18 protein-coding genes and 1 pseudogene are annotated in these 22,100 nt (G+C 71.2%); 5 read left to right on the top strand and 14 right to left on the bottom strand.

Translation table 11 applies throughout. The features are described from left to right. Positions 1-22 precede the first annotated feature (22 nt). Entirely contained in the window at positions 23-241 is a 219-nt protein-coding gene (locus ABD52_RS03760; protein ID WP_013476072.1) for a DUF2933 domain-containing protein, read from the top strand. Positions 242-325: 84 nt separating this feature from the next. Further along, positions 326-544, top strand: coding sequence for an SHOCT domain-containing protein (locus tag ABD52_RS03755; RefSeq protein ID WP_013476071.1), 219 nt, complete (start codon positions 326-328; stop codon positions 542-544). 22 nt (positions 545-566) lie between these two features. On the opposite strand, the gene ABD52_RS03750 is transcribed toward ABD52_RS03755, so the two are convergent. Together ABD52_RS03750 and ABD52_RS03745 are read right to left on the bottom strand one after the other, a co-directional pair. After that, positions 567-1,682 carry a cell wall metabolism sensor histidine kinase WalK gene (locus ABD52_RS03750; protein WP_013476070.1) on the bottom strand — a complete coding sequence of 372 codons (1,116 nt, stop codon included), beginning with the start codon at positions 1,680-1,682 and terminating at the stop codon, positions 567-569. Further along, on the bottom strand, positions 1,679-2,371 hold the full coding sequence (locus ABD52_RS03745; protein ID WP_013476069.1) for a response regulator transcription factor: 693 nt from the start codon (positions 2,369-2,371) through the stop codon (positions 1,679-1,681). The genes ABD52_RS03750 and ABD52_RS03745 overlap by 4 nt, the downstream gene beginning before the upstream one ends. Positions 2,372-2,523: 152 nt before the next feature. Here ABD52_RS03745 and ABD52_RS03740 point away from each other — a divergent pair, with 152 nt between their 5' ends. Beyond that, complete coding sequence (locus ABD52_RS03740) at positions 2,524-4,056, top strand: multicopper oxidase family protein (protein WP_013476068.1); 1,533 nt, start codon at positions 2,524-2,526, stop codon at positions 4,054-4,056. A gap of 79 nt (positions 4,057-4,135) precedes the next feature. Here ABD52_RS03740 and ABD52_RS03735 read toward each other — a convergent pair whose 3' ends face one another. The 10 genes and pseudogenes from ABD52_RS03735 to ABD52_RS03685 form a co-directional block, all read right to left on the bottom strand. Then, on the bottom strand, positions 4,136-5,128 hold the full coding sequence (locus ABD52_RS03735; RefSeq protein WP_047890786.1) for a C40 family peptidase: 993 nt from the start codon (positions 5,126-5,128) through the stop codon (positions 4,136-4,138). Between the two features lie 153 nt (positions 5,129-5,281). Next, positions 5,282-6,691 carry an NADH-quinone oxidoreductase subunit N gene (locus ABD52_RS03730; RefSeq protein WP_030271518.1) on the bottom strand — a complete coding sequence of 470 codons (1,410 nt, stop codon included), beginning with the start codon at positions 6,689-6,691 and terminating at the stop codon, positions 5,282-5,284. A gap of 3 nt (positions 6,692-6,694) precedes the next feature. Continuing rightward, the gene (locus ABD52_RS03725; protein ID WP_013476065.1) at positions 6,695-8,185 is read right to left on the bottom strand and encodes a NuoM family protein; all 1,491 of its coding nucleotides are present in this window, start codon (positions 8,183-8,185) and stop codon (positions 6,695-6,697) included. Between the two features lie 4 nt (positions 8,186-8,189). After that, a complete protein-coding gene (locus tag ABD52_RS03720) occupies positions 8,190-10,130 on the bottom strand; it encodes a proton-conducting transporter membrane subunit (protein ID WP_013476064.1) in 1,941 nt (646 codons plus the stop codon). After that, on the bottom strand, positions 10,127-10,429 hold the full coding sequence (locus ABD52_RS03715; RefSeq protein ID WP_013476063.1) for an NADH-quinone oxidoreductase subunit K: 303 nt from the start codon (positions 10,427-10,429) through the stop codon (positions 10,127-10,129). The genes ABD52_RS03720 and ABD52_RS03715 overlap by 4 nt, the downstream gene beginning before the upstream one ends. After that, positions 10,426-10,989 (bottom strand): NADH-quinone oxidoreductase subunit J, encoded by a 564-nt coding sequence (locus ABD52_RS03710; protein WP_013476062.1) that lies wholly within the window; start codon positions 10,987-10,989, stop codon positions 10,426-10,428. The genes ABD52_RS03715 and ABD52_RS03710 overlap by 4 nt, the downstream gene beginning before the upstream one ends. Before the next feature lies 1 nt (position 10,990). Beyond that, on the bottom strand, positions 10,991-11,923 hold the full coding sequence (locus tag ABD52_RS03705; RefSeq protein ID WP_013476061.1) for a complex I subunit 1 family protein: 933 nt from the start codon (positions 11,921-11,923) through the stop codon (positions 10,991-10,993). A 1,333-nt stretch (positions 11,924-13,256) separates the two neighbouring features. Continuing rightward, positions 13,257-13,514, bottom strand: a pseudogene (locus ABD52_RS40565) (hypothetical protein); the annotation flags it as partial. Continuing rightward, positions 13,505-13,828 carry an NADH-quinone oxidoreductase subunit A gene (locus ABD52_RS03690; RefSeq protein ID WP_176739798.1) on the bottom strand — a complete coding sequence of 108 codons (324 nt, stop codon included), beginning with the start codon at positions 13,826-13,828 and terminating at the stop codon, positions 13,505-13,507. The gene ABD52_RS03690 and the pseudogene ABD52_RS40565, both read right to left, overlap by 10 nt. Before the next feature lie 325 nt (positions 13,829-14,153). Next, positions 14,154-15,269: a glycoside hydrolase family 3 N-terminal domain-containing protein gene (locus ABD52_RS03685; protein ID WP_030271513.1), complete on the bottom strand. Its 1,116-nt coding sequence runs from the start codon at positions 15,267-15,269 to the stop codon at positions 14,154-14,156. 228 nt (positions 15,270-15,497) lie between these two features. Here ABD52_RS03685 and ABD52_RS03680 point away from each other — a divergent pair, with 228 nt between their 5' ends. Continuing rightward, positions 15,498-15,944 (top strand): DUF305 domain-containing protein, encoded by a 447-nt coding sequence (locus ABD52_RS03680; RefSeq protein WP_013476057.1) that lies wholly within the window; start codon positions 15,498-15,500, stop codon positions 15,942-15,944. A 132-nt stretch (positions 15,945-16,076) separates the two neighbouring features. On the opposite strand, the gene ABD52_RS03675 is transcribed toward ABD52_RS03680, so the two are convergent. After that, positions 16,077-18,044, bottom strand: coding sequence for a heavy metal translocating P-type ATPase (locus ABD52_RS03675; protein ID WP_082171193.1), 1,968 nt, complete (start codon positions 18,042-18,044; stop codon positions 16,077-16,079). 333 nt (positions 18,045-18,377) lie between these two features. On the opposite strand from ABD52_RS03675, the gene ABD52_RS03670 reads away from it, so the two are divergent. Beyond that, positions 18,378-21,353 (top strand): glycosyl hydrolase family 65 protein, encoded by a 2,976-nt coding sequence (locus ABD52_RS03670; protein WP_145823294.1) that lies wholly within the window; start codon positions 18,378-18,380, stop codon positions 21,351-21,353. Between the two features lie 73 nt (positions 21,354-21,426). Here ABD52_RS03670 and ABD52_RS03665 read toward each other — a convergent pair whose 3' ends face one another. Then, entirely contained in the window at positions 21,427-22,050 is a 624-nt protein-coding gene (locus ABD52_RS03665) for a class I SAM-dependent methyltransferase (RefSeq protein WP_030271507.1), read from the bottom strand. Positions 22,051-22,100: the final 50 nt, after the last annotated feature.

Raw genomic sequence — 22,100 nt, 5'->3', positions numbered from 1 at the left:
GCTACGAGAAAGGAGACCGGTGATGAGGCGACATCTGCCGTTGTACGTGACCGCCTTGGTGATCCTCATCGCGGGGGCGCTGGCGATCGGCGTGCCGGCACGTTCGGTGGCGTACGGGCTGCTCGCGCTCGCCTGCCCGCTGATGATGCTGTTCATGCACGGCGGCCACGGTGACCACAGCGGTCACTCCGGTGGCAGCGAGCGCCGCGGCCCGTCGGAGACGAATTCGTCGGTCAGGTGAGCCGGCAGCGGCGACGGGTATGCCGGCGACGCCGTCAGGTCCAGGAGAACAGCAGGGTCCGACAGCGGAAAGGACGTGACCCACATGCATGATGGCAACGGTTGGTTCTGGCCGATGGGTCTGATGATGGTCGGCTGGCTGGTCCTGGCCGTGATCATCGTCGCGGCGGTCTGGCTCACGGTCGGCACCGGCCGACGCGCGACGGACCACGGCGACTCCGCCCGGCGGATCCTGGCCGAGCGCTACGCCCGTGGCGAGCTGGACGACGAGGAGTACCGCCGCAGGCTGGACGGGTTGCGCTGACGGGCCTCCCCCACGCGCTTCGTCAGCTGCCTGCGGCGGGCCCTGCGCCGGGCAGGGCGACGGTGAACATCGCGCCCCGGCCGGGGCCCTCACTGGCGGCGGTGATCCTGCCGCCGTGTTGGGTCACGATAGCGCGGGCGACGGCCAACCCGATGCCCGATCCCCCGTGCTCGCGGTCCCGGGCGGCGTCCGCCCGGTAGAAGCGTTCAAAGACGTGCGGCAGGTGCCGCGCGTCGATGCCGTCTCCCGTGTCGGTGACGCTGACGCGCACCTCGTCGGCAGCCCGGGTGGCGTGCACGCTGACGCGCCCGGTCGGTGGGGTGTGGCGCAGGGCGTTGTCGAGGAGGTTGCCCAGCACCTGCCCCATCCGTACCGGGTCGGCGTCGACCACTCCGACGTCCGGTGCCACCTGCTCGTGCAGGGTGAGGCCCTTCGCCGCGTACCGGGGCCGGGCGGCGGCCACGGCAGCGCTGACCAGCTCACCGACGGCGACCGGTCGGGGGCGCAGGTCGAGTTGGTGCTCCTCTGCGCGGGACACCGCGACGACGTCCTCGGCCAGACGGCGCAGCCGGGTGGTCTGCGCCCGCAGCACCGTCCAGGTGTCCTCGCCCTCGACCGCGATCCCGTCCTCGGCCGCGTCCACGTACGCCTCGATGGTGGCCAACGGAGTACGCAGCTCGTGGCCGAGGTCGGCCAGCAGACGGCGGCGGGTCGCCTCCGCGTCGGCCAGCCGGGCGGCCATCGTGTTGAAGGCGGCGGCGACCGTGTCGAACTCCGGACCGAGGCCGGGACCGTTGACCCGTGCCGCGTAGTCGCCCCGGCTGACGTCCGCGGCGGCGGTCGCCAACTGGGTGACCGGTCGGGCAAGGCGGCGAGCCAGGTAGGCGCTGACGGCGAGGGCGGCGAGCAGCGATACGGCGATCGCGACCCCCAGGGCGAGGGCGCTGGCCGAGGCGTACGCCTGCTCGACGTGATGAGCGGTCCCGGGGTCGACCGGACCGGTCACCCGCCTCAGATGGCTCCGGAAGATCGCCGGCCCGACCACGGCCGCCACCAGGCCGAGGGTTCCCGCGCCGACCAGCACCACGAGGGCCTGGGCGGCGAGAAGCCGGCCCGGCAGTCCCAGTTGTCGTCTCATCCCCGCCCCATCCGGTAGCCGATGCCGCGGACGGTGCGGATGAACCGGGGCCCGGCGGGATCGTCGCCGAGCTTGCGGCGCAGGTGGGCGATGTGCACATCGACGAGGTGCTCGTCGCCGACCCAGTCGGCACCCCACACCGCGTCGATGAGCTGCCGGCGGCGCAGCGCCGTGTCCGGCTGCGCGGACAACGCGGCAAGCAGGTCGAACTCCGTCCGGGTGAGTTCCACGGGCTGCTCGTCGACGTACACCTCACGGCCGGCCAGGTCGACCCGCAGCCCGCCGACCGTCCGGGTCGACTGCTCCGCGGCCGGGGCCACGGCGGCGCGGGGACGGCGCAGCATGGCGCGGATCCGGGCGACGAGTTCGCGCGGGCTGAACGGCTTGGTCAGGTAGTCGTCCGCGCCGACGCCGAGGCCGATGAGCTTGTCGACCTCCTCGCTGCGGGCGGTGAGCATGACCACGTAGCAGTCGGTGAACGTGCGGATCTGGCGGCAGACCTCGATGCCGTCCAGGCCCGGCAGGGCGAGGTCCAGCACCACCACGTCGGGCCGGTCCCGCCGGGCGGCCGCGACCGCCGACCGGCCGTCGAAGACGCAGCTCACCTCGTGACCGTCGCGCTCCAGATAGCTGGCGACGACCTTGGCCAGGCTGCGCTCGTCGTCGACCACCAGCACACGTACACCCATGGGCCAATCCTGCCCTGCCGGTCAGGCCGGGCGGACCCAGGTCACCGGCGATCGCTCATGAAGATTCACTGAAGAAAGCCGTGCGACGTGGCCGTCGGCCCGCGGCGAAGGTCAGGCTGCAGACAGGGTTCCTCGCAGCCGAAGGAGCAGCCATGTCCCCCACCCTCACCCGCCGACGACTGCTGGCCGGAATCGCCGGCACGGTCGGTATCGCCGGCACGGCCGGCGCCGCCGCCTGGGCCGGCGGGCTGTTCGACCCCCGTCTCGTGGCTCCGGGCGGGGACCTGGTGGCCCGGACCGAGGCAGCGCGACGGCGGGCCGGCGCCCGCACCGTGTCCGCGAGGCTCAACCCGCGCCCGGTCACCCTCGACCTCGGCGGCCGGCAGGTGCAGACCTGGGGCTACCAGGATTCCGCGCCGGGTCCGCTGCTGCGCGCGCGGGCCGGCGACGTGCTCCGCGTCGAGGTGGCCAACGGTCTGGCCACCGAGACGAGCGTGCACTGGCACGGCGTCGCGCTGCGCAACGACATGGACGGCGTGCCCGGAGTGACCCAGCGGTCGATCGCTGCGGGCGGAACGCACACCTACGAGTTCACCGCCCCTGACCCGGGCACCTACTTCTACCACCCGCACTCGGGAGTCCAGCTCGACCGCGCTCTCTACGGTGTGCTCGTGGTCGACGACCCGCACGAGGCCGGCCGGTACGACCAGGAGTGGATCGTGGTGCTCGACGACTGGGTCGACGGCACCGGCCGCACACCCGACGACGTGTTGGCGTCGCTGCAGTCGATGGGCGGCCACGACGACATGGCCGGCATGAACGGCATGGCCGGCATGGAGCACGGCGGCATGAGCGGCATGTCGATGGGCGGCATGGAGAGCATGACCTCGCCCCTGCTAGGTGGGGCAGGAGACGTGGTCTACCCGCACTATCTGATCAACGGCAGGGCACCGGACGCCCCGGTGACGTTGACCGGTCGACCGCGCCAGCGGGTGCGGATCCGCCTCGTCAACGCCGCCTCCGACACCGCGTTCCGGATCGCCCTCGGCGGCCACCGTCTCACCGTCACCCACACCGACGGCTTCCCCGTCACCCCCACCACCTGCGACGCCCTGGTGCTCGGCATGGGGGAACGGGCGGACGTCACCGTGGACCTCGGCGACGGCGTCTTTCCCCTGGTCGCGGTCGCCGAAGGCAAGAGCGGCCAAGGCGTGGCCGTGGTCCGCACCGGCGCCGGCAGCCCGCCGGCCGCGACTGTCCACCCTGCGGAGCTGGACCTCCGAGTGCTGCTCACCGGCGGCCTGAGCCCTGCCGACGCCGTCAAACTGGAGCGCCGCAAGGCCGATCGGGTGCACCGCCTGGAACTGGGCGGCTCGATGATGCCCTACCGGTGGACCATCAACGGCACCACCACCGACAAGCTCGACCCGCTGCTGGTCGGCCAGGGCGAGCGGGTGCGGCTGGAGTTCGTCAACCAAAGCACGATGTTCCACCCCATGCACGTGCACGGCCACACGTTCGCCGTCACCGACACCGGCGTCCGCAAGGACACGGTGATCGTGGTGCCGAAGCAGACCGTCGCGGTCGAGTTCGACGCGACCAACCCGGGCCAGTGGATGACCCACTGCCACAACATCTACCACGCCGAGACCGGCATGATGATCAACCTGGCGTACCAGGAGTAACAGCCTGACCTATCCCCCGGGGTGACAGGAGGCTCCCGCGGCCTTCGGCCATGGGAGCCTCCTGTCATCGACCGACGGTTCAGGTGACGCGGCGGAAGCCGGCGACCGGCATGTAGGTGATGCTCAGGACGTTGACCGGCTTACCGGCCCGCGGCGCGTGCACCATCAGGCCGTTACCCAGGTACAGCCCCATGTGGTGCAGGTCGCTGAAGAAGAAGATCAGGTCGCCGGGGCGGGCGTCGGCCCGGGACACCGGCCGACCCTCGTTCCACTGCGCGCCGGTGAAGTGAGTGAGCGAGATACCCGCGGCCTTGTAGGCGTACTGGGTGAGCCCAGAACAGTCGAAAGCGTCCGGGCCGTCGGCCCCCCAGACGTACGGGTCGCCGACCTGCTGGCAGGCGACGCGGATCGCCGTCTGCGCGGCGCTGCTGACCACGCCGCTGATAGTGGGGCAGCCCGTTACCTTCACCGTCGTCTTCGGCAGCGACGCGGTCAGGCGTTTGATCTCGGCGTCGATCTGCTTCTTCTTCGCCGCCAACTCGTCCTGCTGCTTGACCTCCGCGGCGATCAGCTCGTCCAGCTTCTTCTTCTGCGCCTGGTACCGGTCGCGGACAGCCAGCACACCGGCGATTTCCTGGTGCTGCTGGGCCGCAAGCCGGTCGAGGATCACCAACTGTTCGGCGAGGGTCCCAGGCTTGGTGCTCACCAGAAGGGCACCCAGTTCCTGCGAGGGGCCCCGCACATAGTACCGGGCGGCGATAGCGCCGACCCGGTTCATCGCCAGCGCGGACTCCAGTTCCAGCGGGGCCATCTTCTTCTCGAGGTCCGCCGCCTTCTTCTGGTTGACCTTCAGCTGGGCCCGCACCTTGTTGAAGCCTTCGATGGTGGGCTCGAGTTGTTCCCACTGCTTGTCGATCTGCGCTTCGATCTCGTCCGCCGAGGGCGCGGCGTGGACCGGTGCCGCCAGGAGCCCGGCGCCGAGCGCAGCGGCCGCGAGCAGGACGAGTGCACGGCGGGCCAGCCCGCCGCGACGGACGGGCGGGTGGCTCGCGGGGGGACGGCGAAGGGGCAGGGATGCCACCAGCACGGACTCCTTCTGGCCTTGGGAAGCGGGCGGGGCTGCGCGGTAGCGGCCCCACCCGCGGCGGGTTCGCCCACATCCTTACCTACTATTGGCCGATAGTTGAAGAGGGGACGGCCCGAGCAGCCAAAGTGTCACCGAGGGCTAGCGGCTGACCACGTACCAGAGCGGTCCGGCCACCAGCCCCAGCGCCAGGCTGACGGCCGACGCGAGGATGGCCGTCCGCGCCGTGACGCGCCGCAGGACGGCCTCGGAGGTCACCGCCGAGTCGCCGGGCTCTCGGTACACGGGAACGATCCAGCGCAGGTAGTAGAAGAGGCTGAGCACACTGTTGACGAACACGACGACGGCGAGCCAGGCGTACTCGCCGTCCCAGGCGGCGGTCGCGGTGGTGAGCTTGCCGACGAACACCGCCGTCGGCGGGGTGCCCACCAGGCCGAGGAGGGCGACCAGCAGGGCCGCGGCGAGCCCCGGCCGCCGGTAGGCCAGGCCCCGGAAGTCGGTGAGGTCGCGGTGCTCCGGAAGGGCGGCGGTGACCGCGAACGCGGCGATGTTCGTCACCGTGTAGCCGGCCAGGTACAGCAGCAGCGACGGCAGTGCCAGGTCGCTTCGTCCAATGGCCACGATGGGCACGAGCAGGAACCCGACCTGGCTGACGGTGGACCAGCCGAGCAGCCGGCGTGGGTCCGATTGCCAGTAGGCGGCCAGGTTTCCCAGGGTCATGCTGACGGCTGCCACGACAGCCACCGCGACCGCCCAGGACACGGAGGTGGGAAGGACGCCGGCGAGTCGGAAGACGGCGATCAGCGCGCCGATCTTCGGAACGGTGGTCAGGAACGTCGCCGCGGTGGCGGAGGTGCCCTGCGCGGCGTCGGGCACCCAGAAATGCGCGGGTACGCCGCCGGCCTTGAACATCAGCCCTGCGAGGAGAGCCACCGCAGCGACCGCGACCGCCCCGCGGGGCATGTCCGGCAGGCGCTGCGAAAGTTCGGGATAGGTGGTGGTGCCGGACAGGCCGGTCAGCACGGTGACGCCCAGCAGGAGCAGGATCCCGAACAAGGCTCCCAACAGGTACGTCTTCAGCGCGGCTTCGGCGCCGGCAGCGGTGTGGGCAAGACCGATCAGCGCGTAGAGCGGGATGCTGGCGAGCAGGAACCCGACGGCGAGGGCGAGCAGGTCGTTCGCCCCGGCCAGCAGCACCGCGCCGGCGGTGGAGAACAGGAGCAGGCTGTAGGTTTCGCTCTCCCGCGCGGTACCGGAGATCTCGTCGGCCGCGATCGCCAGGATGAGCAGGGTGCCGGACGCCGCGAGGATGCGGGCGATCCCGGTGGCCGTGTCGACGGCGAACGAGTTGTCAAAGGCGCTCGTCGCCGGCTCGCCCAACTGGATCGCGGCGACGACGATCGTGGCGACGAGCACGACGGCGGTGAAGATCCGGATGATCCACTGCCGGTGGCGGGGGACGAAGGAACCGCCGATCAGAGCGGCGAGGGCGCCGCCGGCGAGCAGCATCTCGGGGACCAGCAGCAGCGGTCGCATCATCTCCGTTTCCACCGGTCACCGCCCGAGCAGGCCGACGACGGCGTGGGCTGCCGGTTCGATGACGTCGAGCAGCGGGCGCGGCAGCACCCCAATCAGCAGGGACAGCAGCAGCAGCGGCCCGACCGACCAGAGTTCGCGGGCGCGCAGGTCGGTGAACCCGATGGACCTGCCGGTGGTGTCGCCGGTGAAGACGCGTTGCAGCGCGCGGAGGAACAGCGCCGCGGTGATCAGGATGCCGAGCACGGCGACGGCGGTGACCGGTGCCGCGGCGACGCTGCCGGTGAAGATCTGGAACTCGGCGATGAAGCCGGAGAAGGCGGGCAGGCCGAGGGAGGCGAACGCACCCACGGCGAACAGCGCGGCGAAGGTCGGCGCGGGCGCGCCGAGCCCGCCGAAGTCACGCATGTCGTAGGTGCCGGCGCGGTCCCGCAGGACGCCGGCGAGCAGGAACAGCGCCGCGGTGATCAGGCCGTGGCTGACCATCTGGGTGACCGCCCCGACGACCGCCACGCCGCGAGCCTGGGCGGTGTCGGCGGCGACCAGGCCGGCCACGCCGACGGCGAGGACGATGTAGCCCATGTGGTTGACCGACGTGTACGCGATCATGCGTTTGACGTTGGACTGGGCCAGCGCGACGAGCGCCCCGTAGAGCACCGACACGACGCCGACGACGACGACCACCCAGGCCCACGCCCTCCACGCCTGCGGGAGCATCGGCATGGCGATGCGGACGAAGCCGTAGGTGCCCATCTTCAGCAGCACCCCGGCGAGGACCGCCGAGCCGACGGCCGGTGCGTCGGTGTGTGCCGGCGGCAGCCAGGTGTGGAAGGGCACGGTCGGCGTCTTCACCGCCAGACCGAGCAGGATCGCCGCCAGCACCAGCCCACCCGCGACCGGCCGGCCCTGCAACGGCGGCGTGGCGACGAGTTCCGGCATGTCGAACGTGTGCGGGGCGGCAGCGACGTACAGGCCGATGAACCCAACCAGCAACGCGAGGGAGCCGAGGAAGGTGTAGAGGAAGAACTTCAGCGCCGAGTGTGCCCGGTTGCCATGGCCCCAGCCGGCGATGACAAAGTACATGCCGACGATGGACAGATCGAAGAAGACGAAGAACAGGACCAGGTCGGCGGCGACGAACAGACCGAGGCTGACGCTCTGCAGGAACAGAAACAGCGCCGCCTGCCCTCGGGGCCGGTGTCGCTCGTGCAGTGCGTACACCGCGCAGGCCAGGAAGATCACGGCGGTCATCACCACCAGCGGCAGCGAGAGCCCGTCCACACCGATGTGGTAGCTGCTGTTCACGCCGGGAATCCACGCCGCCCGCTCGGCGAAGGCGAGCTCACCGGTCGGCGGGGTGTGGTAACGCCACCAGACGACGGCGATCAACGCGAGATCGACGGCGGTCACGGCGATCCAGGTCCAGCGCGCCGCGGTGTCTCCCAGCCGCGGCAGCGCGACCAGTGCCACCGCTGCGAACAGGGGAAGGAAGACAATCACGCTGAGCACGGGTTCACCCCAACACCACGAGGACGACGACACCGACGAGGAGCACCACGACGGCCTGTAGGTAGTACTGGTAGAGCTGTCCGGTCTGCGGCCGGCGCGCGAACTGCCCGAGCCGGCGCATCCCGGCGGCGAACGCCTCCACCGCCCCGTCGAGCCACCGGTCGTCGGCCCGGCCGGCCCGAGCGGCCATCCGTAGCGTCCGGGCCGAGGCGAATTCGACGCCCCGGTCGAGGACCCGGTCGTCGAACGAGCCGGCCCGGCGGGACAGGCTCAGCACCGTGCGCGCCAGGGCTACCGCGGCCCGGTCCAAGACCCGGTCGTCGAAACGGGCCAACGCCTCGGCGCAGCGCAGCGTCGGTCGGACGACCAGGACTCGTGCTGCGGGCTCCAGCCCGAGCCAGTGCAGCGCCCAGCGCGGCTCGGGGATCGGGCGGCGGGCGACCGCCAGGACGACGACCAGTGCGATCACCGCCGACACCCCAAGCTCCGGCAGCGACACGTGGAACTTCTCCGGCTGCCCGACGGTCCGCGCGACCGTGGCGCCGACCGGTGGCAGAGCCAGCAGGCCAGCGAACCCCGCACCGATCGCGAGCGCGACCAGCGGCGCCTGCTGTAGGACGCCGACCCGCCTGGTGGCCGTCTCCTCCTCGTCCCGGTGGGCGTCGACGTCGGCCTGCTGGTCGGGGGGGACCCGCCGCCAGATGACCACCAGCACCTTCCCCGCGTAGGCGGCGGAGAGCGCCGACGCGGCCAACCCCACCGCGTAGAGCCACGGCGACTGCTCGAGGGCCGCCGCGAGGACCTCGTCCTTGGTCGCCCACAGCGACAGCGGCGCCATCCCCGCGAGCGCGAGCGCACCGACGGTTGCCGTCCACCCGACCCACGGCCACCGAGCGACGACCCCGCGCAGCCCGGCGAGCTGCTTGGTGCCCAGCGCCGTCAGCCAAGCTCCGGCCGCGAGGAAGAGCAAGGCCTTGGTGGCGGCGTGCGCGATCAGGTGCGTCGCGCCGCCCGCGATCCCGCCGGCCCCGGCGGCTAGCACCACGAAACCAAGCTGGGCGGAGGTGGAGGCGGCGAGGAGTTGCTTGAGGTCCCGCTGGGCGACCGCCACCGCCCCCAGCAGGAGCGCCGTCACCGCTCCGGCCCACATGGTGGCCGGGCCCGCCCACCCGGTCGTGGCCAGCAGCGGCTCGACGCGCAGCAGCAGGTAACCGCCCATGGCGACCATGGCCGCGGAGTGCAGCAGCGCGCTGACCGGGCTCGGGCCGGCCATCGCCCGAGAAAGCCAGAACGAGAAGGGCAGTTGCGCGGCCTTGCCCAGCGCGGCGATGAGCATCCCGGCGGCGATGAGGTGCCGCCAGCCGGGGCTGCTGTCGGGCAAATCGCGCAACGCCAGACCGGCGCCGCCCGCGAGGGCCGCGCCGGCGGCGAGGTAGAGGCCCAGGTCGGCGGCGCGCGTGGTGACGAACGCGGTCAGGCCTGCGGACACCCGGTCGGAGTCGCGCCACCAGAACCCAATCAGGGCGTACGAGGCGGCGCCCATGATCTCCCAGGCGAACAGCAGGGTGGGCAGCGTCGCCGCGGTGGCGGTGAGCGCGACGGAGGCGGCGAAGAGCAGCATCAGGCCGTGGAAGCGGGCCCGGGAGCGGCGGATCTCCCCTGCTGCGGCGAGTAGCACGAGCAGGGTGACCACCGTCAACATCGGCAGCACCAGGGCGGCGAGCCCGTCGACGGCGAGCGCGAACTCGGTGCCGGCGAGGAACGGCGCCGCCACCCGCGGCCGGGCCACCCCGACCACCGCCGACAGGGCCACCGACCCGGTGGCAACGGTGAGCGCGACGGGTGCCGCGAGCCGGTCAGCCCGCCGGTCGAACGCGAGCAACGCGCCGACGCCAGCCGGTAGGGCCACCAGTGACCAGAGCGCCGCCTGCGCAAGCCCGTTCATCGGGACAGGTCCGCGGCCATGTCGGTCATGTCGGTGCGGCGTACCCGGTGCAGGTGGGTGGCCACGGCGAAGCCCATCGCCATCTCGACGGTCATCGCCGTGATGATGACCAGCAGCAGGACCTGCCCGGACGGGTGCGGGGCGAGGAACCACCAGAATCCGGCGCCGGCCAGGATGAGACCGTTGAGCATCAGCTCCAGCCCCATCATCACCATGACGACGACCTGCTGGGACAGGGCGCCGTAGAGGCCGACGCTGAACAGCGCGGCCGCGACGAGCAGCACGGTCTGCAGGGTCATCGGCCGACCCCTCCGGGCTGCGGGTCGTCGGCCGGTCGCCGGCGCAGGTCGTCGCCGAACCGGTCGTAGCGGGTCCGGTGGGCGGCGAGGACCACGCCGGCGACGATGGTCACCGCCATGACCGCCCCAACGCCGGTCATGACCAGCATCTTCGGACCCATCAATTCCTCCCCCAACGCCTCGGTGACGTCGACGGGCGGGGCACCGCGCCGCGTGGGCCACGGCACGAGCAGCACCCCGGCGGCCAGCAGGACGAACACGCCGATGGACACCGCCAGGGCGTGCCGGTTGTCGTGGACCATGCTCATCGGCATCAGCGCCGGGTTCATGCCCATGAACATGACCATGTAGACCGCCATGACGGCCATCTCCATGACCATCATCAGGATCGTCACCACCCCGACGTAGTTCTGCTGCATCAGCAGCACCTGCAGACCGACGGCGATGAACGACACGGCGAGCGCGTAGCTGGCGCGGGCCATCGAGTCGACGACGAACACCGCAGCGCCGGCGAGCACGGCGACAACCGCCAGGGCCCAGAACACGACGTGGGTGACCACCTCAGCCCCTCCCTACGGCGACGACCGCGACGACCAGGTCCTGCAGCAGCACCGCGGGCAGCAGCACGATCCACCCGACCTCCATGAACACGTCCGGTCGTACCGCGGGCAGGCGGCGGCGCAGCCACACCAATGCGGCCAGCAGGGCAAGGGTCTTGATCAGCACCCAGGCCCAGTCGGGCAGCAGCGGGCCGGCGCCGCCGCCGAGGAACATCGGCACCGCGAACGCGGCCCCGGCGGCGAGCAGCGCGTACCGGCCACCCTGAAACAGCAGCCGGTCGACGCCGGACAGTTCGGCGGTCACACCGCCGGCCACGTCGGCGCCGAGGGCCGGGGAGAAGGGTCCCCAGACGGCGATCGCGAGGACGCCCAGGCAGAAGACGAGGAAGGCCACCGGCATCCAGACGACGAACCAGAGGCCCTGCTGGGCGGCGGCGATCGTCCCGACGTTCAGGCTCGACGCACCTACTGCGGGTGCCACGAGCGCGAACATCAGCGGCAGTTCGTAGGCCAGGCCGTGGGCGAGGAACCGGTAACCGCCGATCAGGGAGTGGGCCGAGTTGGCACCCCAGCCGGTCAGCCACACGAACGCCCACGCCAGAACGTCCATGGCGTTGAACCAGATCACCCCCACATCGAGGTTGAACAGCGTCCACCGCCCCAGCGGCACCACCGTGATGATCATCAACGCCATGAACAGCAGTCCCGCCCCGCCGATACGCCACAGCAGGCTGTCCCCCGCTACCGTGGTCCGCCGCCGCTGGCGCATCAGCCGGGCCACCTCACCGAACGGCTGACTCAGCCCTGAGGAGCTTGCGCCGGATGCCCATGAGGCCAGGAACCCGTCAAAGGCGGCGGCCGCGGCCGCCAACAGTCCGAGCAGTGCTGCGGCGGCCAGCGCCCAGCCGGCGGGGAGCACGGTGACGTCAGGCATGACTCACCTCGCGGTCCGTGACGAGGGGGTCGAGGTCGAGGCTGGCGACGATGAGGCGGGCGGTGGCGAGGTCCCACCCGCGTACGAGATCAGGGATCGCGTCGACGGGTACGCCGAGCGACGAGCCAGCGGGCCGCTGGCCGCCGATACTGTTCGCCGCGTGATTGAGCATGGCCAGCAGCCGGTCACGCACGTCGCCTGCCATGGTGGCCGGCAGACCCCGGCGGGCGAGGTCGTCCGCATCCAGTGGCCCGATGCGGTGCAGTGAGCGCCGCAGCCACCACGACCGGCCGACCACGCGGCGCAGCCGTTCGAGTTCCCCTGCTGGCCCGTCACGGTCATCGGTGAACAGCAGGGCGTCACGGATACGCCGAGCGCGGGAGGCGGCATCACCCCAGCCGGCGAGGCCCAGGAGGCTGGCGGCGTTGTCGCAGCGTCTGGCGGCGAACCGGCGCAGGTCCTCCGGCGCGTACCGGCGCTCCGGCTCGGCGGCGGGATCGGTCGCGGTGACGAGGCTGGTCTCCGCATCGACGATGACATCACCCTGAAGGGTGCACCGCAGGACGAGGCCCGCCGGCCAGTACGCCAGGACCGGGCCAAGTCGCAGGTGCAGGAAGTCCATCTCCAAGCCGTCGCGGTCCTCACCGCCGGAGGCGAGCGGGATACCGCCGGGGGCCATGTCCATACCCCCGTGCTCCATGCCGCCGTGGGCCATGCCGCCATGCTCCATTCCGCCGTGGCCCTCGTGCGTCATTGCGCCGTGGGAAGACTGCCCCATCCCCTTGTGATGGACGTCTTCAGAATCGGCGTGGGCGGCGTGCCCGGCATGGCTCATGTCGCCGTGGCCCTCAGAGGGCAGGTCCTCGTGCCCGGGGTGCGCCGCACCACCACCATGACCCGCCTGCCCACGGGCCGCCTTCTGGTCGTGGTCGCCATGCTCGGTGTGGCCGTGATCGCCATGCCCCTGGCCGCCGTCGTCGTCGGCGTGCTCACCGCCGCCGCGTGGCGGTTCCTCGTGGCCGACGTGGCCGTGCCCCTCATGCGCCGGCGCTGCGCGGTGTGGACGTTCCTGGCTTCCCGCGGAGTCGGCGCCGTTGCCGTGGTCGGCGTGCGGCTCATGGGCCGCCTCGTCCTGCTGTCCGCCGCCATGGCGGCGCTCCGGGGTGTGGTCGGCGTGCTCCTGTGGCGCGTGCCGTTCGTGGGGCAGCTGGTCGCCGGTGTGGGCATGGCCGATCGCGGTGTGGCCGGATGACCGGTCCTGGCTGTCGGTCCGCTGCCGGTTGAGGTCGAGCAGATCTTCCTGCGCTAGGACGAGGGCGGGCGGGACGGCATGCGGGGATTCGACATCGATGCGAGCCCGCGGGCCGGGCATCTGCTCCCACAGCCGGTGCAGCGGCTCCGCCAGCTGCGAGGGCGGTGGGCCGCAGACGGCCAGGATGTCGGCCTCTGCCGGGGACAAAGCCAGCCGCCAGCCGCGCGCCAGGACGTGGCGCTCGACCGCGGCCCGGGTCACCCAGTGCCCCGGCGCCTCTGCTACAAGCACGTGCGCGTGCCGGACGGCGAGCCGACTCACCGCGTCGCTCAGACCCATCGCAGCGCGCCTTCCCGCCAGGCCCACAGCACCGCAAGGAAGACTCCCCCGAGGAAGACGAACATCTCGACGATCGCTGTGGCCCCGAGCCGGGCGACGACCACCGACCACGGGTACATGAACAGCATCTCCACGTCGAACGCGAGAAAGAGCAGCGTGGCCAGGTACCACCGAACGTGGTAGCGCGACAACGCGTGCTCCTCAGGCTGCCACCCGGACTGGAAGGGCACGCTCCCCAGCGGTGAGGCAGCGATCGCCAAAGCCCGGTGGGCCAGGTACAGACCGCCGACAATGAGCGCGGCCACCAAGGCCATGCTCGCTGCCCCTGCGTACATTCCGCTTCCCTCCGCGCTGCTGACTCCCAAGCTGCTCACCGAGCGCTCGGCCATCCGGGGCCCCGCCGGCCGGTGCTGTCTCCCTTCGCCGCTCGCCGTCAGGCACTGTGCGAGATCTTGGGCCGAAATCAGAGGGTGCCCTGCCTTACCGGACCCTCACCCGGCACGTGACAAGCCCATCGTCGGGTCCGGCGTCTGCCGATCCAGCCGTCTCCTCACCCACTTCTACTATCATGAGGTAGTAGCCGACGCATGTTGTGCCGCGAGCACGCACACGGGTTGGAGCGTGCCCGGAGCACCTCGGTCAGCGTTTCGGGCGGAGGGAATCCACTCGCGCGACGGACTGGTCGATGCGGTCCTCGGTGATGCGCCCGGCCCGGACGAGATTGGTGATCGTGTCGACTGTTTCCTCGACGACTCTCTCGTTGTGTACCTGCTGGTTGGCGAAGACGAGCAGGTCGAGGCCGGCCTGCAACGCCAGGGCGACCGCCTCGGCGGCACCGTACCGGTCGGTGATGGCGACCGCCTGCATGTCGTCGCTGACCACCGGCCCGCGCCAGCCGAGCCGGCCGCGCAGCAGATCGGTCACGGTCGCGGCTGACAGCGACGCCGGGTACGCCGGGTCGAGCTGCTTGTTCAGCACGTGGGCGGCCATGACGGAGTCGGCGAGGCCGGCCTGGATCAGCCGTTGGAACGGTTCGAGTTCCTTTACCTGCCAGGTGTCGCTGACGTCGACGACCTCGAAATCGGTGTTTCCGGCGGCGCTACCCGATCCGGGAAAATGCTTCAGGCAGGTTTTCACACCAGCCGCCCGGTGCGCCTGGATCTCCTCCGTGGCGTTGCTGACGACCACGTCCGGGTCGGCCGAGAAGCTGCGACCCAGCTTGCCGATAGCCCTGCTGTCGGGGTTGATGTTCAGGTCGACGACCGGGGCGTAGTTCAGGTTGACCCCGATCCGCGTCAGCCCCGCCACCAGTCCTCGCGCCCAGTCGCCGGTCGCCGACGTGGAGTTCTCCGCGCCGATCTCGGCCTCCGACCTGGTCGCCGGGAAGCCGTTGCTCGGGTTGAGGCGGGCGGTACGGCCACCTTCCTGGTCGATGGAGACGATGAGCCGGCCGGGCGAGGCGCTTTTCAGGGTATTCACCAGGCCCGTAACCTGCTCGGGCGAGCGGATGTTACGCACCGACTTGCTCTCCAGGTCCTGGTCGAAGAGGATCACACCGCCCAGACCGTCCCGCACCGCCTTGATGATCCAGTTCGGGGCTTGGGCGCCGCGAAAGCCGACCACGAGCAGGCTGGCGATCTTTCGCCGCAGCGCCGCCCCGGCTCCGCGCGATGCGCCGGTCGGCCGTGGGCTGCTCGTTGGCCGGGGCGTCGAGGATGTGGCGCGGTGCGACTCGCAGCCGGCAACGGCTGCCACTGCAGCTGAGCCGAGTCCGGCGAGCAGCAGCCGGCGGGGCAGGTGAACGCTGTCCACCCCCGCACGTTAGGACCCATGCCCGCCCGATGCGTCCTCACCCAGAAGATGTCATCCGCTGGTGGGACGCCTCGACGAAGCGTGGTGAGAGTTGCGTCGGTTGGATCTGGTCTACCCGGGTACTGAGGGCCCTTGCCCGATGCTCACCACGCTGTCCACTCCGGAGGAGCGATGAAGCAGAACTATGTTCGGTTCGGTGTCGTCCTGGCGGTGAGTCTGGTCGTCATGTTCGTCCTGACCCTGTCGCAGATCCGCCGCTTCGGCGACTTCTACCTCAACCTGAGCAACTTCTACATGTCACTGATCATGGTGTCGATCATGGGCGTGATCATGATGGGCGTCATGAGCAGCATGTTCACCAACAAGCGTCTCAACATCATGCTGTACATCGCGTTCGCTGCTGTCTTCATCGGCGGATTCGCTGCCGTGCGCACCGAGCCGTTCGTGGGTAACGAGGGCTTCTTGAAGTCGATGATCCCGCACCACTCCCGGGCCGTGCTGGTCTGCCAGGAATCAGATATCACCGACCCCGAGATCATCGAGCTCTGCGACCAGATCGTGAAGTCACAGGAGGAAGAGATCACACAGATGAAGAAGATCCTCAAGGACCGCTACTGACTGGGTCGGCACTGAGGACGACCGAGGTCCGGTTGGGCCCTCAACCTCCCCCGGACGCGTCCCTACCGCGCCGTGACGGTCAGCGGGGCGACCGTTGCCAGCGCCAGCGACTGACAGGACTGACATGCGTCTTCAGTGGTCCTGTGGTGTGAGGTGCACCCAGCGCAGCGTCTGGGCGTTGAGGGCGACGACGATGGTCGAGGCGGACATGAGCACGGCGGCGGCGGCCGGGCTGAGTGCCACACCGGCCCAAGCGAAGACGCCCGCGGCGACGGGGATGGCCACCACGTTGTAGCCGGCGGCCCAGACGAGGTTCTGGACCATTTTGCGGTAGGACGCCTTGGACAGGCGGGCGGTGGCGGAGATGCCACGCGGGTCGGAGGAGGCGAGGACGACGCCGACGGATTCGATGGCCACGTCGGTGCCGGCGCCGATGGCCAGTCCGACGTCCGCGCGGGCGAGGGCGGGGGCGTCGTTGACGCCGTCGCCGACCATCGCCACCCGGTGGCCGCGCTGTTGCAGGCCGGCGACGATCTCGTCCTTGTCGGCGGGTAGCACCTCGGCGAAGACCTCGTCCTCGCCGGGACGGAAACCGAGATCGGCGGCGACCGCGTCGGCGACCGGGCGGGCGTCACCGGTGATCATCGCGATCTTCCGAATTCCGAGTTGGCGCAGCTCGGCGATGGCCTGTCGGGCCTCCGGGCGTACCTCGTCCTCGAGCGCCAGCGCGCCGAGCAGCTGGGGCGGGCCGTCGAGGCGGGCCAGGTAGAGCACGGCGGCGCCGCGCGCCGACCACGCCTGCTCGGCCTGGCGCAGTTCGGCAGGGACGTCGGCGTGCAGTTCCCGCAGCAGGGCCGGGCCGCCCACCGCGTATGCCGCCCCGGCCACGGTGGCCTGCACCCCGCGGCCGGGCAGCGACCGGAACTCCGAGCCGCTTGCCGGTCCGACTCGTTGGGCGGCGGCGACGATGGCCCGGGCGAGGGGATGCTCGCTGTCGGCCTCAACTCCGGCGGCCAGGCGCAGCACCTCGTCCTCGTTGGTGCCGTCGGCGGCGGCGACGCCGGTGACGGTGTGCTGGCCTTTGGTCAGGGTGCCGGTCTTGTCGATCAGGACCGCGTCGACGGTGCGCATCCGTTCCAGGGCGAGACGGTCCTTGACCAGGATCCCGGAGTTGGCCGCCACGCTGGTCGACAGGGCGATGACCAGTGGGATCGCCAGGCCGAGGGCGTGTGGGCAGGAGATCACCAGCACGGTGATGGTACGGACGACGGCCTGGTCGACCCGGCCGAGCGCGGACCAGACGATCAGGCTGAGCAGCGCGGTGGCGGTGGCGATGTAGAACAGCCACGCGGCGAACCGGTCGGCCAGCGCCTGCGCCCGCCCACCGGCTGCCTGCGCCTGCGCGACCAGCCGTTGGATGCCGGCCAGGGCGGTGTCCTCCCCCACCGCGTCGACCTGGACGCGGATCGCCGAGTCGGTGGCCACGGTGCCGGCGACCACCCGGTCCCCCACCCGACGTGGGACCGGCCGCGACTCGCCGGTGATCATCGATTCGTCCAGCTCGGCGCCGCCCTCGACGACGTGCCCGTCAGCGGGCACGCGTCCACCGGGGCGGACCAGCGCCCTGTCGCCGACCCGCAACTCGGCCGCCGCCACCCGCTCGACGGCTCCGCCCGGGCCGACCCGCTCGGCCTCATCGGGCAGCAGGGCGGCCAGCGCGGCCAGGGCCCCCCGGGCTTGGCCGATGGCTTTCATCTCCTGCCAGTGGCCGAACAGCATGATCGTGACCAGGGCGGCGAGCTCCCACCAGAAGTCCAGGCGGAACAGGCCGACACTCGTCGCCGCGGAGGCGACGTACGCCACGGTGATGGCCATCCCGATCAGCAGCATCATGCCGGGGGCGCGGTCGCGGACCTCGCGGACCGCGCCGACGAGGAACGGCCAACCGCCGTAGAAGAACACCACCGACCCGAGCACCGGACCAACCCACAAAACACCGGGGAAGTCCAGCGAGTAACCCAGCCAGTCCATGATTAGACGGCTGGTGAGGACGACCGGGATGGTCAGCGCCAGACACACCCAGAACCGGCTGCGGAACATCTCGGGGGTGTGGCCGGCGTGCTTGTCGTGCTGCGGGTGCGTCCCGGCGCCGCCGCAGGCATGGCCGGGCTGCCCGCCGCCGTGGTGCACCTGCCTCGCCTCCCGAAACCTGTCTGCGGCCGCCGGGTGCCACGCTCACCGCCCCGGCACATCAGCGGCTGGGGCGGCGCTGCGCCGACGCCCCAGGTCTTCACCATCGCGGGTGCGACGGCGCGCCGGTGGGATCTCAGCGATTCCGCCGCTGGCTGGCCTGGCCACGGATAGGGTCTCGCTGGAAGGTCTGCGGCTCCTGCCGGGCGGGCCTCCTCACCCGAAGGCTCGTGGAGGCGGGTGGTGACTACTTGCGGCGACAGTGGCATCGACGCGCGAGACAGCTGCGGTGCTGACAGGTTTCGCCTGCCCCTCGAACGTCTCGACGCGGTCCTGTTCGACCTGGCAGCGGTGTCGGAGCACAACCCACCGGCCACCTGGGGGCCGCCGACTGCGGTGATGGTCGCGGAGGCGCAGAGCCTGCTCGGGTCGCTGCGCCGGTCGGGGCTGACGTCCGGAGTCATCGGCCGGCCTGGCAACGGATTCGGCATCGACCAGCTGACCGACCTCGTGCTAGACGGCCAGGAGGTTACGGCGCGGCTGCCGGACCCGGCGGTCCTGCTGCAGGCGGCAAGGCTGCTCGGGGTGCATCCGGCGCGAACCGCGGTGGTGCATTGCGCGCCGGCGGGGGTGCAGGCCGCCTGTCGCGGCGGGTTCGGGCTGGTCGTGGGTATCGCGTACGGCGGGGCCTGGGCAGCGGCCGAACTGCGGGCGCACGGCGCGGAACCGGTGCTGCGCGGTCTGGCGTACGTGACGGTCGACGAACAGGCGATGCGACGCCGATGGTGGCAGCCGGCGTCGACGGCCGGCGCCGAGCACGCCGGCTGGCTTCTCGACTACACCGGCGTCGACCTCGCGACGGAGGGGATCCGCGAGACGCTGTGCACGATCGGCAACGGCTACCTGGCCACCCGCGGCGCGGCACCGGAGGCCGATGCCGGCCGCAGCCACTACCCGGGCACCTACGCCGCTGCGATCTTCAACCGGCTGCGGACGCGACTGCATGAGCACGTCCATGAGGACGAGAGCCTGGTCAACCTGCCGAACTGGCTGACGCTGCGCTGGCGACGGCCCGGAGAGCGGTGGGTGAGACCGGACGCGCGCGGCGTCAGCGAGCACCGGCAGACGCTCGACCTGCGAGCCGGGGTGCTGCACCGCCGCTACCGGCATGTCGACGGTTCGGGCCGAGCCACCACCATGGTGTCGCGCATGCTCGTCTCGATGGCGACGCCGCACCTGTCCGCGTTGGAGACCACGCTGGTGCCGGAGAATTGGTCGGGCACGCTGCAGGTGCGCTCGGGCATCGACGGTCGGGTCGCCAACCGGCAGGTCGCCGAGTACGGGCCGCTGGCCGGCCGGCACCTGCGCCCGGACGGGCAGGGACGAGACGGCGACGACGGACTGTGGCTGCGGGTCAGCACGACCCAGTCCCGGGTCGAGGTCGCGACCGCCGTGCGTACCCGGCTGTTCCAAGCCGGCGTCCGCGTGGACGCACAACGGCGCGTGGACATGCTGCCCGGTCGTCCGCAGGAGACCTGGACGGTCGCGGTGCGCGCGGGCCAGCCGCTGCGCGTGGAGAAGATCGCCGCCCACCACACCTCCCAGGACCGGGCGGTCACGGAACCTGCCGCCGCGTCCCGGGACGCGGCGGCCCGGGCCGGCTCCTTCGCCGAACTGCTCGGTGAGCAGGTCCGCGCGTGGCGGCGGCTGTGGGAACGCAGCCACATCGAGCTGCACACGGACCATCCCTGGCCATCGCTGGAGCTCAACCTGCACACCTTCCACCTGCTGGTCGCCACCTCGCCGAACGTCACCGACCTCGACGCCGGCGTCGGTGCGCGCGGCCTGCACGGCGAGGGGTACCGGGGTCACGTCTTCTGGGACGAGGTTTTCGTCCACCGGGTGCTGGCGCTGCACCTGCCCGAGGCCAGCCGCGCGCTGCTGCTCTACCGGTGGCGTCGCCTCGACGCCGCGCGGCGGGCCGCGGCCGCGATCGGCTGCCGGGGGGCGATGTTCCCGTGGCAGTCCGGCAGCGACGGCCGGGAGGAGACGCCGAGGGAGCTGTTCAACACCCGTACCGGCCGGTGGATGCGGGACCGGTCGGCGCGGCAACGGCACGTCGGCCTGGCGGTCGCGTACTCGGTGTGGCAGTACCACCAGGCCACCGGGGACCTGGACTTCCTGCGTACGCATGGCGGGGAGCTGATCCTGGAGACGGCCCGGTTCTTCGCCGACCTGGCGCGGCGCAACCCGCGCACCGGACGGTACGAGATCACCGGCGTGATGGGCCCGGACGAGTTCCACGACGGCTACCCCGACCGCGAGGCACCCGGCCTGGACAACAACGCCTACACCAACGTGATGACGGTGTGGCTGCTACGCCAGGCCCTCGCGGTGGTCGACCTGCTGGCCTGCCGAGACGGCACGAGCCTGCCCGACCGGCTCGGCATCGACGACGGCGAGCTGGCGCGGTGGGCCGAGATCACCACCAGGATGTACGTGCCGTGGCACGACGACCGGATCATCAGCCAGTTCGACGGCTACGCCGACCTCGCGGAACTCGACCTCGACGCCTACCGCCGCCGGTACGGGAACATCGGCCGGCTCGACCTCATCCTCGCCGCCGAAGGGGACTCCCCCAACCGCTACCGCATCGGCAAGCAGGCGGACGTGCTCATGCTGCTCTACCTGCTCTCCGCCGAGGAACTGCGCGAGCTGCTCGCCGGCCTGGGGTACCACTGGCCACCGGAGGCCCTGCCCCGCACCGCCGGCTTCTACCTGCACCGGGCGAGCCACGGATCGACGTTGAGCAGGGTGGTGCACGCCTGGGTGCAGGCCCGCACCAACCGGACCGCCTCCTTCGGAAACTTCACCGACGCGTTGGCCGCCGACATCCGCGACACCCAGGGCGGCACCACCCGGGAGGGCATCCACCTCGGCGCCATGGCCGGAACCCTCGACCTGGCCGAACGCTGCTACCTGGGAATCGAGACCCGGCAGGACGCCCTCTGGTTCAACCCCCGCCTACCGCACGAGATCACCCGGCTGCACACCCTGATCACCTACCGCGGCCACCAGCTGCACGTCACGGCCACCGGCAGCGCCCTCGCCCTCATCGCCTCACCCTGCAACGCGGCACCGGTCACCGTTCACGTGGCGAGACAGCCGCCGCAGACCATCGGCGGAGGCCAGCAGGTGTCGATCTCCCTGACCGGCTGAGGCCGCCGCTGGCACCCTTGCTGGTCAGGGCGGAACCCCTCGACGGACAAGTTGGGCAGGGCGGGAATCTCCCTCACGTGCCGGCCGGCTTACTGGCTGCGAGGCGTTCGATCACACCAGCGGCGAAGCGCTGATGCTGCTCGATGTGCAGACCGGCCGCGGCCACGTCACGGATGGGACGCCGCCGGAAATGCTCACCGGCCGCCGGAACGCTGACCAGTTCGATGAGGCGTTGAATCGCCCGAACGGGACGATTGGCGCCGACCACATGGTCGGCCAGCAGGAGCAGACCGCCGGGGCGCAGGACCCGGATCATCTCCTCGACCGCGCGGTGGTCGTCCGGGATGGCGCAGAGTGAGAGGGTGCAGACGACGGTGTCGAAGGTGGCATCGGGAAAGTCCAAGTCGTGGGCGGTACCGGGCCGCAGGTCGACCTCCCGGCCCAGTTCGGTGGCCCGCCGGCCCGCAATCTCCAACATCCTCGGGCTCAACTCGACCCCGGTGATCCGTACGCTGTCCGGGTAGTAGGGCAGATTTCGCCCCGTGCCGATGGCGACCTCGAGGGTGGCGCCGGTGGCCTGCCGGCAGATCCACTCCCGGGTGTCGCGCAGGAAGCGGCGTTCGATGAAGGCCATCTGCCGGTCGTAGCCGGCGGCGTGCCGGTCCCAGACGCGGCGCTGCTTCTCGTCGTCACTCATGGTGGCGAAGATAGGTGACCTGCACCAACTCTGCCGGCGTACCGACCTGC

Source organism: Micromonospora sp. RV43 (genome assembly GCF_001029515.1).
GTDB classification, from domain to species: domain Bacteria; phylum Actinomycetota; class Actinomycetes; order Mycobacteriales; family Micromonosporaceae; genus Micromonospora; species Micromonospora aurantiaca.
This window is presented reverse-complemented; position numbering and strand designations above follow the sequence as displayed.

Bases quoted from the DNA above. Each gene is read 5' to 3' on its own strand.
- ABD52_RS03760 (WP_013476072.1), top strand. From the start codon at position 23: ATGAGGCGACATCTGCCGTTGTACGTGACCGCCTTGGTGATCCTCATC.
- ABD52_RS03755 (WP_013476071.1), top strand. From the start codon at position 326: ATGCATGATGGCAACGGTTGGTTCTGGCCGATGGGTCTGATGATGGTC.
- ABD52_RS03750 (WP_013476070.1), bottom strand. From the start codon at position 1,682: ATGAGACGACAACTGGGACTGCCGGGCCGGCTTCTCGCCGCCCAGGCC.
- ABD52_RS03745 (WP_013476069.1), bottom strand. From the start codon at position 2,371: ATGGGTGTACGTGTGCTGGTGGTCGACGACGAGCGCAGCCTGGCCAAG.
- ABD52_RS03740 (WP_013476068.1), top strand. From the start codon at position 2,524: ATGTCCCCCACCCTCACCCGCCGACGACTGCTGGCCGGAATCGCCGGC.
- ABD52_RS03720 (WP_013476064.1), bottom strand. From the start codon at position 10,130: ATGAACGGGCTTGCGCAGGCGGCGCTCTGGTCACTGGTGGCCCTACCG.
- ABD52_RS03715 (WP_013476063.1), bottom strand. From the start codon at position 10,429: ATGACCCTGCAGACCGTGCTGCTCGTCGCGGCCGCGCTGTTCAGCGTC.
- ABD52_RS03705 (WP_013476061.1), bottom strand. From the start codon at position 11,923: ATGCCTGACGTCACCGTGCTCCCCGCCGGCTGGGCGCTGGCCGCCGCA.
- ABD52_RS03690 (WP_176739798.1), bottom strand. From the start codon at position 13,828: ATGGCCTTGGTGGCCGCGCTCATTGTCGGCGGTCTGTACCTGGCCCAC.
- ABD52_RS03680 (WP_013476057.1), top strand. From the start codon at position 15,498: ATGAAGCAGAACTATGTTCGGTTCGGTGTCGTCCTGGCGGTGAGTCTG.
- ABD52_RS03675 (WP_082171193.1), bottom strand. From the start codon at position 18,044: ATGTTCCGCAGCCGGTTCTGGGTGTGTCTGGCGCTGACCATCCCGGTC.
- ABD52_RS03665 (WP_030271507.1), bottom strand. From the start codon at position 22,050: ATGAGTGACGACGAGAAGCAGCGCCGCGTCTGGGACCGGCACGCCGCC.